Origin of the sequence: Lunatimonas lonarensis, from assembly GCF_000390185.1 — a bacterium.
GTDB classification, from domain to species: Bacteria; Bacteroidota; Bacteroidia; order Cytophagales; family Cyclobacteriaceae; genus Lunatimonas; species Lunatimonas lonarensis.
This window is the reverse complement of the sequence record NZ_AQHR01000056.1, coordinates 21,109-37,940: the sequence shown is the minus strand read 5'-3', so window position 1 is coordinate 37,940 and position 16,832 is coordinate 21,109. Positions and strand designations below refer to the sequence as shown.

Here is a 16,832-nt window from a genome sequence, read left to right as displayed (position 1 = left end):
TAAGGGTTAAACCGTACTTTTACAAGGTTACCTGAAGGCCCAGCATATACGTGGTAGGCTTCGGATACGCATGCCAGTTCATGCCTTGTGAGAACACGTTGTTCCCGTCTCCACCACGTATGGGTGCTACTTCGGGATCTCCGATGATGTCTTTGCCCGTAAGTAGGAAGAAGTTCTGTGCGGTAGTATATACCCGTAGCCTGGTAAGCTTGATGCTGTTGGCTACTGCCGCGGGGAAGGTATATCCTATTAACACATTTCTGCCACGAAGAAAAGAAGCATCCTTTACCCAATGGGAATCCACGTTGGTAACATATCCTGCACGTGTATCACGGATCTCGGCGATTGGCGTGTTTTGGTTGGTGGGTGTCCAGGCATTTAGAACGGTACGGTAGCTATTGGCCAAGGCCTGTCGGTCTTCACTAGGGTGAAGGTTCATATCCAGCAGATCATTGCCATACATATACTGAAATTCCAACGTAAAATCCCAGTTCCTAAACCGGATGTTGTTGTTCATGGCACCCCACATATTTGGGTTTCCGTTCCCGATGATCATACGGTCGGAATCATTGATCGCTTTGTCACCGTTCACGTCTAGGTATTTGATATCCCCTGGCAGGATGGTAAGCCCATTTCGGTAGCTCACGAATTCAGCGGCCTCATCGCGTTCTGCTTCACTCCAGGTACCTAGGCGCACCAAGCCCCAGAAAGACCCAACAGGCTCCCCTACCCGGATGATATTGGTCTGGTTGGTGAAGTTAGGCCCTCCCACGCCAAAGATATCGGCAGGTGTTGCCAATGAAAGCACTTTGTTTCGGTTTGCAGACAAGTTGAAGGAAGTACTCCAGGTGAAATCACCTTTTTCTACGTTTACGGTGTTGAGGGTAAACTCAATCCCCTTATTCTGCATGGAGCCTACGTTGCTTCGGATCGTAGCGTAGCCACTGGTTCTTGGTACCGGAGAATCCAACAGCATGTCGGTTGTCTTACGGTAATAGTAGTCCATCTCTATGGTTATCCTGTTTTGAAATAAGCCCAATTCGATACCAATATCGCTTTGTGCCGTCTTTTCCCATTTTAGGTTCGGGTTGGCCAATCGGTTGATACCGGTACCTCCCACTTGGGATTCATTGTAGATGGCGGAATAGTTAGAGCTAAGAAGCGCGAGTGAAGAGTATGGAGGGATCTCGGAGTTGCCTGTCAATCCATAACTGGCCCTCAACTTCAGATTGGACACTGTCGCGTTGCCTTTTAAGAAACCTTCTTCGGAAAGTCTCCATGCGACAGCTGTGGAAGGGAAGAATGCAAATTTGTTGTTTTCCCCAAATTTGGAGGCACCATCTGCCCTACCCGTAGCCGTAAACAGGTATTTTCCGTCCAAACTGTAATTGACCCTTGCAAAATAAGAACTCAATGCATGTCTGGATGCACCGGAACCTACCCTAGGCAGCTGCGAACCTGCACCCAGGTTGTCAAACGTAAAGAAGTCTGTGGCGAAATTTTGGATACTCGCACTCATGGAAGTGAGTGTGTTTTCCTGCCATGAAATCCCAAGCAGACCGGTAAATGCATGTCTTTCTGCAAAGGTTTTGTTATAGGTCAGGTAGTTTTCCAATGACCAAAAACTATCCCTTCGCATGCTTTTAGAGGCCGTTCCGTTCTGAGCGATGGAAAGCGTACGGGTACTGGACTGGCTATTTTCCTGGGTCATGATGTTTACGCCCAATACGGTGCGCATCTCCAATCCCTCCGCAAATTTGATATTGGTATAGGCACTGCCCAACGTCGTCTGTGTATTCAGCACATACCTTCTACCGTACAGTCGGTGCATGGAACTCATGGTTCCTTCTGCAAATGGATAATCCCGGTTGTTGGCAAAGGTCCCGTCCTCATACCTCACCGGCATAAAGGGGAAGTCTTCCACGATCTGACGGGGTACGGCGTCCGACACGTCTACCAGGTTTTCCTCCTGATTGTTATAACTGATCGTTCCCCCGATATTAAGCCAGGATTTGACCTGATCGTCTATGGTAAAACGGGTGGAGTACCTTGTCAGGTAGGAGGTTTTCAAAAGTCCCTGATCATCCCTGTATCCCAAGGATAGAGAGTACGTGGTACGTTCATTTCCACCGGTAAATCCTAGCTGATGGTTCTGGGAAATCTTGTTTTGGGTGGTTTCTTTGTACCAGTCCGTGTCGTATTTGGGGTTTCCATTTGCGTCGAAAATACGGGGGTCTGTCCTGCGAAGCGCTGGATTCAAGTAGGCCCATCTGCCTGCGGCCCATCCCTCCGGATCGTATTTGGCCATATTCCGCCAGGCTAGATCTTCTACCTCCAAGTATTCTTTGGCATTCAAGACTTCCGGCCGGTTTGGCCCGATCGTGTTGACGCTGAAGTCCACGTTGTAGGTAACGGTTCCCTCCCCAGCTTTTCCCTTCTTGGTGGTCACCAAGATGACCCCGTTTGCACCCCTGGATCCGTAGATCGCGGTGGAGGAGGCGTCCTTCAGCACCTCTACCGAGACGATATCGTTGGGGTTGATGTAGTCAATGGGGTTACTGGCTTGGTCCATGGTACCCATGGGAAGCATCACACCATCCACCACATAGAGCGGGTTGTTCGAGGAATTGATGGAGCTAAAGCCCCGAATCCGTACGTTGGTCCTTCCTCCAGGACGTCCTGAGTTGGTATTTACCTGTACGCCGGCCACTCTGCCCGCCAATGCCTGGTTCAAAGAGGGCGCTGGGCGCTCGCTGAGTTCCTGCGCACCGACTGAACCAACCGAACCTGTAAGGTCTGATTTTCGCTGCGTACCGTAACCGATCACGACCACTTCCTCCATCGCCGAGGCATCCTGCTTCATGCGAACAGATAGTACCGTTTGGTTGGTGATACGGATGGTTTGGGTTTCGTACCCGATAAATGAAATAACGAGGTTGGAATTTTCCGGCACCTGAATCGAAAACTCGCCGTCTATATCGGACACCGTTCCGCGGGAAGTTCCCTGTACCGAGATGGTGGCTCCCGGCAACGGATCGTTGTTTTCATCGGTGATTTTTCCTCTTACGGTGACATCAAACGCGGATTTATTCACCGTTGGAATCGCTTCGAGGATGGGGGACCAAGCCCGTGCATCCGTCATTTGGCCTGCCAGCAAACATCCGGATGCCAGCATGCCCATAGCCCACCTACGCGTGGGCGTGAGTAAATTTGTAAACATTTGATTGTAGGGTCTGTATCAACAGCCTTCGAAAATGCTGGCTTGGCGGGGTTTCAAAAAATGAATGTTAGTTTAAAAACATTGTAGAAACTCACAAATCAGTTATTTGGGATACTTGTTGATGGTTTTTTAAAATTTGGGTTCAAAAATAATGTTTCTTGGAGCAGCATTACTAGCTGGAATCGATGGTTTTCATGTGATTTTGGGTTTAATTTAAGAAACAGAATGTAAAGATCGACATATTCTGTCAATACAAATCCTTATAAAATATTATTTTAGAAACGAAATATTTATAAAATAGACTTCTTTATTTTTTCATAAAGATAAAATATTTGAATCAAATAAATCAAGTCTTGAAAAAAAATTTTTGTTACCATTTATAGAAGAAAATGCAGAATGGACTGACAAGCAGGAAGGTTGGTAGTTTGAATAAAATACCGGATTATCCGCTCGTGTAATTTTAAAAGAATCCAGCGGTTTTTTTTATGGCAAAGGAAATTAAAATTTAATTCGGCAGTAGGTGAAAATTTGATAAAAGCAGGCAGAATTCCGCCATGTTTTTTTTCAAATAAGATATATTATACCGAAAATTCCTAAATTATTAATTTTTTAATAGTTTTTAACTAATTTGTTAACAATTAAATTTTTATGAAATCGGTTGCATGTTTAGGTATGTATGTTTAATATTAAATGCCTAAGCTTTGGTTTTGAGCAAAAAACAAACATTTAAACATCTATTAATCAACTGCCTATGGACAACAAGAAAGTAAAAAATTAATTTAAAATTTTATTATTATCAATAAACTCAAAATTTATGAAACAACTCATACCTAAACTAAACTGGGCCAAGAATGGCATGGTTTTATTTTCGAGTACCCTTGCCCTAGCATTTTGCTACACGGGATCGAGTGCAGCCACCGGTGGACTTGCAGCGACAATCACCACCGTAAATACGCTAAACGAAGTCGATGTAACCATAAGGGGAATTGTGGTCGATGAGGGAGGTGAACCAATTCCGGGCGTTACCTTGTTCATCGCCGGCACAGGCGTTGGTACAGTTACTGACATTGACGGCAAATACAGCCTAACCGTGCCGGAAGGATCCCAGGTGACGGTTTCCTATGTAGGCTTTATCACCCAAGTTATCCAAATAACCAATCAGAGCGAACTGAACATTACGCTCCTCGCCGATATGGCCTCGCTGGAAGAGGTGGTTGTAATCGGTTACGGTACGGCCCGAAAGCGAGACCTTACCGGAGCAGTTTCCTCGGTAACGGCCACCCGGTTGGAAAATGAAAACCCTAATTCGGTACAGGATATCCTCAGAGGAAATGCCGCCGGCCTTAACGTAGGTTTAAACACATCGGCCAAGGGCGGCGGAAGCCTGGAAGTAAGGGGACGGACGTCCCTAAATGCCGGTGGCAGCCCGTTGATCGTGCTGGATGGAGCTATCTATTATGGTCAGCTCGCGGATATCAATCCGAACGACATTGAGACATTGGACGTGTTGAAGGATGCTTCCTCGGCCGCTGTATTCGGGGCAAAAGCAGCAAATGGCGTTATTCTAATTACCACTAAGCGCGGTACACTGGGCAAACCCACCATCAAAATCAATACCAACTGGGGCACTCAGGGCATGGCCAAACACGAGCGCGTGTATGACGGCGAAGGCTTCCTTTCATGGCGTGAAGACGTGATGAAATCCATCTTTGCCGGCGGATACGAGCCCTATCGCTTTTCCAACCCAAACACCCTACCCTCTGACATCTCCCTACAAACCTGGCTTAGCTACGACGGATCAGAAGGTGACCCTGAGACGGTATGGCTACAGCGTCTGAACTTGCAGCCACTCGAAATAGCCAACTACAAGCGGGGACAGGAAACCGACTGGTATAGCATGATGTTCCAGAATGGACTTCGCCAAGACCATACCGTAAGCCTTGCCGGCCGGGGCGAGGATTTCCAATACTACTGGTCTATGGGGTATCTGGATAACGACGGACTTATCGTAGGTGACAAGTTTACAACGATTCGAAGCCGTTTGAACGTTGAGGGAAAGGTCAACAAATGGCTGACCGTGGGCATGAACACGCAATTCGCCGATCGGGACGAAAGCCAGGTTCCCGTTGCCTGGGGCAACCTAGTAAACCTTTCGCCATGGGCAGAGCCCTTCCGGGAGGATGGAAGCCTTCGTTTTATGCCCAATGAGGAGGTCAGCGGGGGTCGTCATCCCTACTATACGCCGGGATATACAAACCGCCTCCAAAAAGAGACCACCATCAACTCTACCTTGTATGCAGCCATCGATCTGCCGCTAGGATTCAAATTTAGAACCAATTTCACCCCTCGGTATGAGTTTTACGAACGCTACAATCATGAATCCGCCCAACACCAGGACTTTGCCCCTATGGGAGGCCGGGCAAGTAGGCAACAGCGAAAGGTATACTTCTGGCAGGTGGATAACATTTTGAGTTGGAATAAAAGCATCAAGGATATCCACAATTTTGACTTCACTTTCCTCGCCAACGCGGAGAAATTCCAAAGCTGGGACAACACCATGACCAATAATGGGTTCGAGCCGCACGACCGTTTGGGTTTCCATAACATAGGCGCAGGTATCAACCCCATTATCTCCAGCAATGACGAATACCATACGGCAGATGCATTAATGGGCCGGATGATCTATTCGTTCAATGACAAGTACGTGACTACGGTATCTGTTAGAAGGGACGGCTACTCGGCATTTGGTCAAAGTAATCCTCACGCCACGTTTGCATCAGCAGCCTTTGCCTGGCTGTTTACCGATGAGGATTTCATTGATATCCCTTGGTTGGACTACGGTAAGATTCGTGCCTCCTGGGGCAGTAATGGTAACCGGGACATTGGCAGGTATGCGGCCTTGTCAGATCTGCGAACCGGAAAGTACTTCTACCAACGCCCCAATGGACAACTCTATTTCGTAAGCCAGCTGTTTGTGGGTACGATGGAAAACAGAAATCTACGCTGGGAGCGAACCACCTCAGTCAATCTCGGATTGGATTTTTCCTTGTTTAGCAGTGTGCTGGATGGATCCTTGGAAGTGTACGACATGTCTACCACCGATTTGTTGGTGCAGCGAAGCCTTCCGACTGTGACGGGTTTTGATTTTGTGATGGATAACCTGGGTGAGGTTAGGAACCGGGGCGTGGAACTGACCCTAAACTCATTAAACCTCAACCGTTCCAACCTCACCTGGCGATCCAATCTTAATTTCCAAATGAACCGAAACCAAATCGTAAGCCTTTATGGCGACTTGGATGAAAATGGCCGAGAGTTGGACGATATCGGAAACCGTTGGTTTATAGGCAGGGCAATCGATCAGATCTGGGACTATCGAACGCTGGGTATTTGGCAAACCGCCGAAGCCGCACAGGCCGCTGAGTATGGTGTCAGACCAGGTGACTTCAAAGTAGAGGACGTGGATGGGGATGGCCGATTTACCAATGCCGATCGACAGTTTCTGGGATTTACGGAGCCTAGGTCTCGTTGGAGCTTGCGAAACGAATTCAAGTTGTTCAACAACTTCGACGTTTCCTTTATGGCGTATGCCTATTGGGGCCACATGGGAACCTTCAACCAGCGACAAAACCGTCAGGGCTTCCTGGACCGATCAAATTCGTACCGCACCCCTTATTGGACAGAGGATAATCCAAACAACGAATGGGCTAGGTTATACTCCAGCCAAGGCGGTTCCAGTCCATTAAACGTGTATGTTAAGCGATCCTTTATCCGATTTGAAAACGTGGCGATGGCCTACACGGTACCACGTAAAATCGTGAATCAATTTAGCATCCAAAACTTGAGGCTTTACGGAAACATCAGAAACGTAGGCTTCTTTGCGCCTGAATTTAACTTCTGGGATCCAGAAACCGGTGCCCCCACCCCAAGAATATTCACTCTGGGACTGGACATCACCCTTTAACTAATGGAAACCAAAATAATTGAGTCATGAAGAATCAACTAACATATAAGAATTGTATACATTGGGTAATGGGGTTGATCGTACTGGTGATGGCCCCATCCTGCGACGACGATTGGCTTACGCCTAGGCCCCTTTCCTTCTATGCGCCGGAAAACACTTTCAACTCGGCAAGTGGCTTGTGGGGTGCATTGGTAGCCTGTGAGCGCAATATGCGCCATGAGTACACTGGTGACGGGCCTCCCATTTTGACCGAACATATATTCACCGAAGTCGCCGTGGAAGGAACCACCGATAAATCAGGCCCCGCACAGGATTTGAACCTGTTGATCACGCCGGATGCCAACCTAAACAGCGCGGATTTTAACCGAATTGGATGGTATTGGTTAGAGGGTTATAATGGAATCAAATATGCGAACACCGTTATCTCTCGGATCAATGACCCTACCGATTACGCCTCCGAAGCAGAGCGTAACCACATTTTGGGAACTGCCTATTTTCATCGTGCTCTCCGTTATTACCGACTTACCAATCAGTTTGGGGATGTACCGTTGATCCTTCGGGAAATTACGGAGCCAAGACTGGATTTCTATTCGACAGATAGAGAGGTCATCCTTCGCAAGATGAAACAAGACCTGGAATGGGCAGAACCTTGGGTACCAGAGGTGATGGATCGAGGTCAGGTGCAGAAGGGTGCCGTTCAACACCTGCTTACCAAAGTAAACCTAGCGTTAGGTGAGTTCGATGACGCCATCGCTTCAGCGTCCAGGCTAATCAACGGTGGGCAATATGCCCTGATGACCGAACGATTTGGGGCTATTTCCAGCTATCCCGGAAAAAACGTAGTCTGGGACCTTCACCGTCCAGAGAATAAGTCGCTAAGTACGAACAGGGAAGCAATCCTGATGGTAATGGATAGAATCGATACGGACGGGAACTCGGGAGGTATGTCGTCAATGCGACAAGCTGTACCGTTTTGGATCACCAACATAAATACGCCCAATGGCAATCGCGGTACCATAGACCAGCCGGGAATCGAATTTGACCACGTGACCAATTACGGTCGTGGTATCGGGCGACTTCGGGCGACTTGGTATCACCAAAGCATGATCTGGGACGACGAAAACGACCTGCGCCATGCACCCGGAAACTGGATGAACATGGAGGACTTGGTATACAACAATCCCGGCATTAAAGGGATAGACGATTACTATGGCAAACCTCTTCAATTCCGAAATGCACAGGGACAAGTGCTGGTGGTAGACACCATCCGTAGCTGGTTCTCATGGCCTCATTACAAGGTGTTTGTTCCCCAACCACAAAATATCAGACCCGCAGGGGGACACAGCGATTGGTACATATTCCGATTGGCCGAAACGTATTTGTTGAGGGCTGAAGCACATATGTGGAAAGGAAATGCCGCTGCCGCTGCCGCTGACATCAATGCGGTAAGAACCCGTGCGGGGGCAGCCCCCTACTCACCCGAACAGGTTACCATGTCCACGGTGCTGGACGAGCGGGCGAGGGAGCTTTATTACGAAGAACCCCGAAACACGGAACTTACCCGCATAGCGTTTCTTTATGCCAAAACAGGCATTCAGGCACCCAATGGCAAGACCTATAACCGCGCCAGCTTCTCCGAGGACAACTACTACTATGACCGCATCATGTCAGTCACAGACTATTACAACAAAGGGGTGTTTACTCGACACGGAGATACCTATACCATGAGTCCGTATCACGTGCTTTGGCCAATTCCGGCCGACGCCATCAACGCAAACACCTTGGGTGTTATCAACCAAAACAAGGGGTATACCGGGTTTGAAAACAACGTACCAGCATTGACTACCATCGAAGATCCAGGTAACTGATCCTTGTCTATAGTTCAACGAATTTAAAAAGCCGGAGCGTTTTGCTCCGGCTTTTTTTGACTCACTAGGTACAGATTGTGCCATTGTAACGTGTTTTATAAAGCCTACTGAGTATAATCATCTATATCGGAACTAACTACGAAATAGGATTCCCCATTCACCTCCTCCACCCTTCCACCATGAACGATGATGGCTGATTGTGCTACTCCCATGATTCGTTCGACGATGTCACTTATCCTATAGTAGTTTGGCAGTAAATCCCTCGAATAATTAATGTAGGTGTCATTGAAGGGCTTTTGCCATCTTCCACGAGACGGCAGATTATGGGTGAATCTCTCCGGTATGGCCGCACCTCCGTGTATCACTCCGAGCAGCCCGCCCAAGGTAGCCGCTTGGTTGTCACAATCATAACCGGTCGAAACCGCAATCCCCAGCGTCCTTTCAAAGTCACCATTTCCATAGAGAAGAGCCATTACACCATTTAGTCCATTCACCATTGAACCCATCATAGGAAAAGGAATTTTGAAGCCCTCAACCTCCTCAAAATAAGCGTCGTGTATCTTTTTGCGACAATCCTTCCAATCCTCCTCTTGCTCGGCCCATGCCATTACGTTGTGTACTCCTTTTTTAAACGGGCTTTCAGGTGGCAATGAAGCCAGTCCGATGGACAATAACCGTTTTATATCATTTTCAAAAAAAGCAGCACTAAACATCGATCCATAAAGGATAGTTGGGTGGGTAGCCCAATCATCATTCGTAATCTTCGCGCCCCACTCCGACTTTTGCGCGGCCATTTGGATCATTCCCGGATATACAACACCCCATATTTCATTGATTAAATGGGAGGTAATCCCATACCACCAGTCATTTTTTTCTTTGCTGCCCGTCTGCGGAGGCATCTCACCTTTGTGTAATAGCTCCCTCACCCTAGCATTGGAGGCCCAAATAAACCGATTAACATGTTTTTTCCGCAAATCTGCTACTTGTTCGTAGGTCATATCCAATCCATACTCCTCCAATCCATGAAGCATTACAAGTTCTATGTCGGTATCGTCATCACTCCATGCGCCACCCAAGGCATCTGCCATAATATGTATGTAGGCTCTTCGATCGTTTAAATTCATTCGCAACCCATGCCTTTCGGCATCTTCAAACGTGTAGTAACGGTCAACAAATAATGGCAAGGGTTCCTCATCATACAGGTTTTCAAAAGGAAAACCCAGATAATTGCCTACCAATTGCCCGTTCCAATAACCAAACAATTTATCCCTGAAATCTGAAAGGGGAATACGCCGCTCGGTCTGTGCAGATACTTGGACAAAACTCAATAAGCACAAACAATAAAATAAAAAAAACAGATTTCTTCTTATAGAGGTTATCATTACAAGGTTTATAGGTTAATGGTTTAAAAACTTCTGTGAAAAAATACAGATAGCTACACCAAATCTATGTAAATATCCTAATGAATTCAACAAAAAAGCGGTGAGAACCTGCGAATCCAGTTGTTTTCGTTACCGGTACTTCCAAATCGTCCACAATATCTTGTAACCCGCACCAAACACTCCCCTCACCGTACCACTGACCTTCGAAACGCCTATCCGCCTCCTGTAATTCACAGGTACCTCCGCGGCCTTCATTCCCTTCTTCGCTGCCTTGATCTGCATCTCGATCGTCCAGCCATAGCTTCGGTCTTCCATGCCCAGTTCCAAAAGTGATTGCCATCGGATGGCACGAAAAGGACCCAAATCGGTGTAGGCTGTGCCATAGATCCACCGCATCAGTGTAATAGAAAGCCAGTTGCCAAACACCTGCGGGAAGGTCATAGATCCGGCCTCTTTTGTACCCAGTGCCCTGGAACCGATCACGAGATCCTTTCCTTCCATCAAAATGGGATGAATTACCTCGAAAAGTTGCTCGGGAAAATCACTGTAGTCTCCATCCAAAAAAACCAATATATCGGGAGCCACCTCCTGCTGCTTTAGATAGGTTATACCGGTTAAACAGGCTTGGCCATACCCCTTTTTGGGTTCATTTACCACCCAAGCACCCGATTCGGCAGCTACCTCTGCCGTCCTATCACGGGATCCGTTGTTGACAACGACGATACGCCGTACAAACGGGGGTACCTCTGCGATCACTTTACCGATAGATTCTTCCTCGTCAACGGCCGGGATCAATACATCCACTATCGGCGGGTTTCCGCTGTAATAATTCTCCATAACATCAATGTTCGCCCTAAAAGTAGGTATTCACGCTAGAAGCACGCATACCATTTATGCAATTCCCCCTTTTTTCGCCGCGTATTGGAAATCACAGGGTTTCCGCTTAATTTGGGGAGTCCTTGTACACGCCACGGGGTTAGTACTATCCGGCTGAAACGACAGTCGGTGAAGGTGACCTCTAAACCATGGGAAAAAAACTCAAAAACCGGACCTAGCCACACTACCCTGATATTCGAAGATACGGATTAGTGCCGCTGAAAAACAATCATTGACAGATGAACCCAAAAAAAAACCCGACCCAGAAACTGCGCGACCAGCGAAGAAACTTTCTGAAAAAGAGCAGCTCAACCTTAGCTTCCTTCTACATTGTCCCCAGCCACGTGGTAAGCGGGTTGGGCCACACCCCTCCAAGTGACAAACTGAATATTGCCGGGGTAGGTGTAGGAGGAAAAGGCCGACCCAATCTGAACGCGATGAAGAGTGAAAACATCGTCGCGCTCTGTGATGTGGACTGGAACACGGCGGAGGGCTGTTTTTCGGATTTCCCCAACGCCAGAAAATACAAAGACTGGCGGCGCATGCTGGACGAAATGGGCAAGGACATCGATGCGGTAATGGTAGCGACGGCAGACCATACCCATGCGGCCATTGCCGCACATGCCATGACCCTTGGAAAGCATCTGTATTGCCAAAAACCCCTTACCCATTCCATCTATGAATCCAGGTTGCTAACCAAACTGGCAGAACGATATCCGGTTGCCACCCAAATGGGCAATCAGGGCAATTCGGGAATAGATGCCAAAGAGGTTTGTGAATGGATCTGGAACGGTGAAATTGGCGAGATACGCGAAGTACACGCATGGACCAATCGTCCCATTTGGCCGCAGGGCCTAGAAAGACCGACCGAAACCAGGCCAATTCCAGCAACCATGGACTGGGACCTGTTTCTTGGCCCAGCACCCTATCGCCCTTTTCACGAAATCTATACGCCGTGGAACTGGCGGGGATGGTGGGATTTCGGTACCGGGGCCTTTGGGGATATGGCCTGCCACGTGCTGGATCCTGTATATCTTTCCCTCCATTTGGGATACCCTACCCATATTGAGGGAAGTTCATCCCCCATTAACATGGAAAGCGCCCCACAGGCAGAGCAGGTGAAGTTCCGTTTTCCGGAGCGAAAAGATCCTATGGGCAGGTTATTGCCCGAAGTAGATGTTTATTGGTATGACGGAGGACTCCTGCCCTATCGACCGGACCTACTGCCTTCCGGAGTGGATCTGATGGCAGACGGACTGGGCGGCTGTATTTTCGTGGGCAGCAAAGATACCCTATACTGCGGATGCGGAGGTGTGGGCAAGCGCCTTCTTTCCGGGCGCATCCCGAACGTAACTCCCAGCCTACGCAGAATTCCCGATGCAAAAGGATACAAGGATGGCCCCCATGAACAGGATTGGATACGGGCATGCAAGGAATCGCCTGCTAACCGGACAAAAGCAAGCTCTCATTTTGGTGTATCCGGCCCCTTTAACGAGATGGTCCTACTAGGCGTATTGGCTGTCCGGCTTCAGGGTCTCCATAAAACATTGGAATGGGACGGAGATAATATGCAGTTTCGCAACATCCACTCCTCAGACAAATTACGTGTTATCCAAAGCGACCGGTTTTCAATCAAAAATGGCAAGCCGTCTTTCGATAAACAGGTTGCTGAACTGAATGCTGAGGCTGCCGCGAAGGAGTACATCCGGCATACCTACAGGGAAGGCTGGACTCTGCCTCCTATGCCCTAGCATAGGTATAAACCAAACCGCTGATCATGGCTAGTCCAATACTAAGCAATGTTCCGATTAGGCTAAATCGGTGAGCTTTCGATCTATTGACAGCTGCAAATCACCTTACCATTTGCTAACCCCACTAGGGAGACATAAAATCGGAAGCTCCCACCATCATGGCAATAAGCCCAATCAATCCCGTGACCGTGAGGTAATAGAGCGTGGGGAAAAACGTCTTCCTCAATACCATCCCCTCCCTGCCAAGCAGGCCTACCGTAGCCGACGCTGCCACCACATTGTGGATGGCAACCATGTTTCCGGCGGCAGCACCCACCGCCTGAAGCGCCAAAATCCAAGTTGGGGGCATTGCCAGTCTCTCTGCCACCCCGTACTGAAATAGGCTAAACATCAGGTTACTGACTGTATTGCTGCCCGCTATAAAAGCACCGAGCGCACCGATCAACGGGGAGAACAAGGGATAAATACCCCCTACCTTCATGGCTACCCACTCGGCCATCACGATGGGCATAGAGGCCAGCTCAATCTCGTTTTGGCCGGAATTGATATACACCCTCACCATGGCAACGGCAAACAGCAATACCGATCCAGCCCTTAGAATCATACCCGAACTCTCCTTCCAGGCCGAATACGCCTGCTTCCTCTTCATACCATGTAAGAAAAATGTTGCCAAACAAACCACAAGGATGATAGACCCCGGGAGGTAAAGTGGTGTACTGCTGGCTGAGATACCGGTACCTAGTATTTCATTCCAGCTGACAGAAATCGAAGTAAGGAAAGCCTTCAAGGGCAATTGGGGCAACCGACTCAATACCAGTAAACCTGCTAGCAGAATATAGGGAAACCACGCCTTAACGAGTGACAAGGACCTTTCCTCTTGGGCCAGCCCAAAACGGAGCGTACCCATCCACTCGCTGGGCCAATCTTCCCTCTTCTCCATTTGCCATTCCCGAGAGGGTACTAGAAAACGCTTTCGGGCAGCAAAAACCACCACCCCCATTCCCACCAAGGAGCCTAGCAGTGAAGGAAACTCGGGGCCTAAGAAAACACCGGTAAGGACATAGGGAACGGTAAAGGCCAAGCCACCAAACAGGGCAAAAGGCAACATCTCAAATCCCTCCCGCCACGACCTGTTTTTACCGAAAAAGCGGGTTAACATAAGTACCATCAAAAATGGCATGATGGTCCCTACCAAACCATGCGCTAGGGCGGCCTTTATGGTTACCTCCTGGATCAAATCGGAAAAAGAAAAGCCCAAGGCGGCCAACTTACCGTCTATTACCTCACTCTGAAGGCCGCCCCGAATACCCACAAGAATCGGAGTGCCCACGGCACCAAAGGTAACCGCAGTGCTTTGAACCATCATACCAAGGATAACCGCCGCCAAAGCAGGAAAACCCAAGGCCACCAGTAAAGGAGCTACGATGGCTGCAGGAGTGCCAAAACCCGCCGCACCCTCTATAAACGAACCAAACAACCAAACAATCAGTATCACCTGCACCCGCCTGTCCGAACTGATGCCCGCAAAACCAGACCGAATCGCCTCCACTCCACCGGAGTACTTGAGAAAATTAAGCAGAAGAATTGCGGCAAAGACGATGTAGAGAATATCAAATGTGATAAAAAGACTCTGTATCGCAGAAGCTATCAGGTTAAGCCAGGACATTTCCCATACCAAAACTGCTATGGAAGCGGTCATAAAGAAAGTGACCGGCATGGTCTTACGGGCGGATACCCTGAACCCTACCAACATAACAGCCGCCACGAGAATGGGCATAGCAGAAAGCAAAAATAACCCGGTCAACGACATAGCTTCTTGATTTGCCAACAAATTGATTAGACCTGAAAATCCAAATTTTCGGTAACCCGCTCATGCTTTGAGCGAAGGGTGTCCAGGTAAAACCGGATACGCTGCTTTGCCAAAGGGAGGTCCAGGTTGTTCAAGTTGATGTTCAGAAGATCGATGAACCAGGGTATCTTTTGGGGAGAGGCTACATAGACCTCTGCGATCTCCCGCGCAATGGGAAGAGTGGTTGTTTTGGAAGCATTATGGACGTCCTTATCGCCCGCATCGAGCAACTTTGCGTATTCCTCGGCGAGCAGCTGATAAAAAAGTTCGAGGCTGAAAACCGTACCAGCTTTAAGGTCTGTCTCGGGATCATCTTCGGTAAGCTTGGCTTGCTTATGCACCCACTCCCAAAGAATGCTCAGACGGATCTCTCCCGTTGCCATATCCTCCATCAAGTACAGCACATCTTCGTTTCCAAAAAAATCGGACGGCTTCAATGCCGCGGCTTGCATGCCCTGGCCAAATGCATTGCCATATTGTACGGCTACGCTGATTAGATTTCTGGCGCCCCGAATGGTTCGGGGAGCTGGCTCCAGCAGAATAAGTCCATCTGCATCCACTTGCGTGTAGGTAAGCGGGGGAAAGCTTCGTCCCATTTGGTTTGGTTCACCCACCTGCTCCCAGACGGGCCTTACGATATGAACCATCTTCCAGTGTGCTACCCATTTCCCACTGGCTCCTTCCCGCTGTTCGCGCTGTGCACCGGATACAGCTTTCTCCATACTGGAAGCAACCCCTTCTTCAGAGCCCACGGGGATGTTGGGTTCCATCCCTCCCTGCCACAGGGCAAAGTTGCCATTTCGATCCGGCGTATTTACGGCCCGTCTGACCCTGTCTTCGTAGTTTCGCATGTAGCCATAGGTCATGCCCACCGACTCTATATTCGGGTTTACAAAGTCGGGATCCCAGGCCATCGCGTCTGAGACGCTGTTGATATAATCCCACCTTCCGGTGTTATAACCCACAAAATGCTTCCCTAGCGCAGCGCGGATCTCCATGAGTTGGTAGGTAGCCTCAAGCTGTTCTACCAAAACATACACCTTCACGGTTCCCTCATCCAACTCTAAATAGCCCTCCAACGCTGTAATCATACGGTTCCACAAAGCCGCTTCCTCCGCAGTCTGTATTTTGGGCAGGTACAATACGATTGAGGCACCTGATTCGCGTAGTTTTCGATGGTTATTTGTTACATACAGGGTCAGATCCGCAATGGATGCGGCAAATGAGCTCCCATCTACTTCGCGGATGTGTCGGTCATCCAAATGCAGGCCACGGGCGCGGAATATCTTGGTGGTAAACGCCAATTGGCTTCTCCAGTCTTTGATCTTCGGTTCGCCAAAAAACGCCTGCGACCAGGTATTCATTTGGGCAGCCACCTGCTCTGCCACTTTCAGAAATAGGGGATCCAGATGTATCGCAAGTTTGAGGTTTCGTTGATTGTCCAAGGACATAGAACCCGTTTGACCTAAGGCATCCTCCCCATCAAACATCCACCCATCAGCCCCTGAAAGAAGTGCATAGGCTACATTTCGGATGCTGCTCTCCACTGCTGCCCCGGGCTTAGCGCCAGGGCCTGTACCCTGTATCCACTGCCGCTGAAGATCAGCAGGAACCACTCCCCCTTCAAAATTTCCGGCACGGGCATCCGATACGCGGATAGAAGTGCCTCCAATAAAATCATCGTCCTTCAAAAAACCGATCCGCTCTCCTGCTTGCGCCCGCCTATACCTTCGCTCCAGTCGTTTGCCCATCAGCGCCTTTATTTCCTTATTAAAAGGAGTCATAAAATCCAGGGCTGCCAAGGACTCTCTGGTGTAAACATCTGGATAGATTTCCGCCAATTGATCTCTGATAATGATTTTCTTGGGATTGCTCATGAAAACAGATTGTATTTTAGGTTTAGTTGTGGCGATTAAATTACGATT

8 protein-coding genes are annotated in these 16,832 nt (G+C 48.7%); 3 read left to right on the top strand and 5 right to left on the bottom strand.

The genetic code is table 11. From position 1 onward, the window contains the following. Positions 1-19 precede the first annotated feature (19 nt). Positions 20-3,220 (bottom strand): SusC/RagA family TonB-linked outer membrane protein, encoded by a 3,201-nt coding sequence (locus ADIS_RS09380; RefSeq protein WP_155907337.1) that lies wholly within the window; start codon positions 3,218-3,220, stop codon positions 20-22. Between the two features lie 814 nt (positions 3,221-4,034). Here ADIS_RS09380 and ADIS_RS09375 point away from each other — a divergent pair. Beyond that, entirely contained in the window at positions 4,035-7,181 is a 3,147-nt protein-coding gene (locus tag ADIS_RS09375) for a SusC/RagA family TonB-linked outer membrane protein (protein WP_010854222.1), read from the top strand. 26 nt (positions 7,182-7,207) lie between these two features. Beyond that, complete coding sequence (locus ADIS_RS09370; protein WP_155907335.1) at positions 7,208-9,049, top strand: RagB/SusD family nutrient uptake outer membrane protein; 1,842 nt, start codon at positions 7,208-7,210, stop codon at positions 9,047-9,049. Positions 9,050-9,153: 104 nt separating this feature from the next. Here ADIS_RS09370 and ADIS_RS09365 read toward each other — a convergent pair whose 3' ends face one another. Then, positions 9,154-10,431, bottom strand: coding sequence for an ADP-ribosylglycohydrolase family protein (locus ADIS_RS09365; RefSeq protein WP_010854220.1), 1,278 nt, complete (start codon positions 10,429-10,431; stop codon positions 9,154-9,156). 129 nt (positions 10,432-10,560) lie between these two features. After that, on the bottom strand, positions 10,561-11,268 hold the full coding sequence (locus ADIS_RS09360) for a glycosyltransferase family 2 protein (RefSeq protein ID WP_010854219.1): 708 nt from the start codon (positions 11,266-11,268) through the stop codon (positions 10,561-10,563). A gap of 278 nt (positions 11,269-11,546) precedes the next feature. Between ADIS_RS09360 and ADIS_RS09355 the strand changes: the two genes are divergently transcribed. Further along, a complete protein-coding gene (locus tag ADIS_RS09355; protein ID WP_010854218.1) occupies positions 11,547-13,058 on the top strand; it encodes a Gfo/Idh/MocA family protein in 1,512 nt (503 codons plus the stop codon). A gap of 124 nt (positions 13,059-13,182) precedes the next feature. On the opposite strand, the gene ADIS_RS09350 is transcribed toward ADIS_RS09355, so the two are convergent. Then, entirely contained in the window at positions 13,183-14,868 is a 1,686-nt protein-coding gene (locus ADIS_RS09350) for an L-lactate permease (RefSeq protein WP_010854217.1), read from the bottom strand. A gap of 26 nt (positions 14,869-14,894) precedes the next feature. Continuing rightward, a complete protein-coding gene (locus ADIS_RS09345; protein ID WP_010854216.1) occupies positions 14,895-16,784 on the bottom strand; it encodes an aldolase/citrate lyase/malate synthase family protein in 1,890 nt (629 codons plus the stop codon). Positions 16,785-16,832 lie beyond the last annotated feature (48 nt).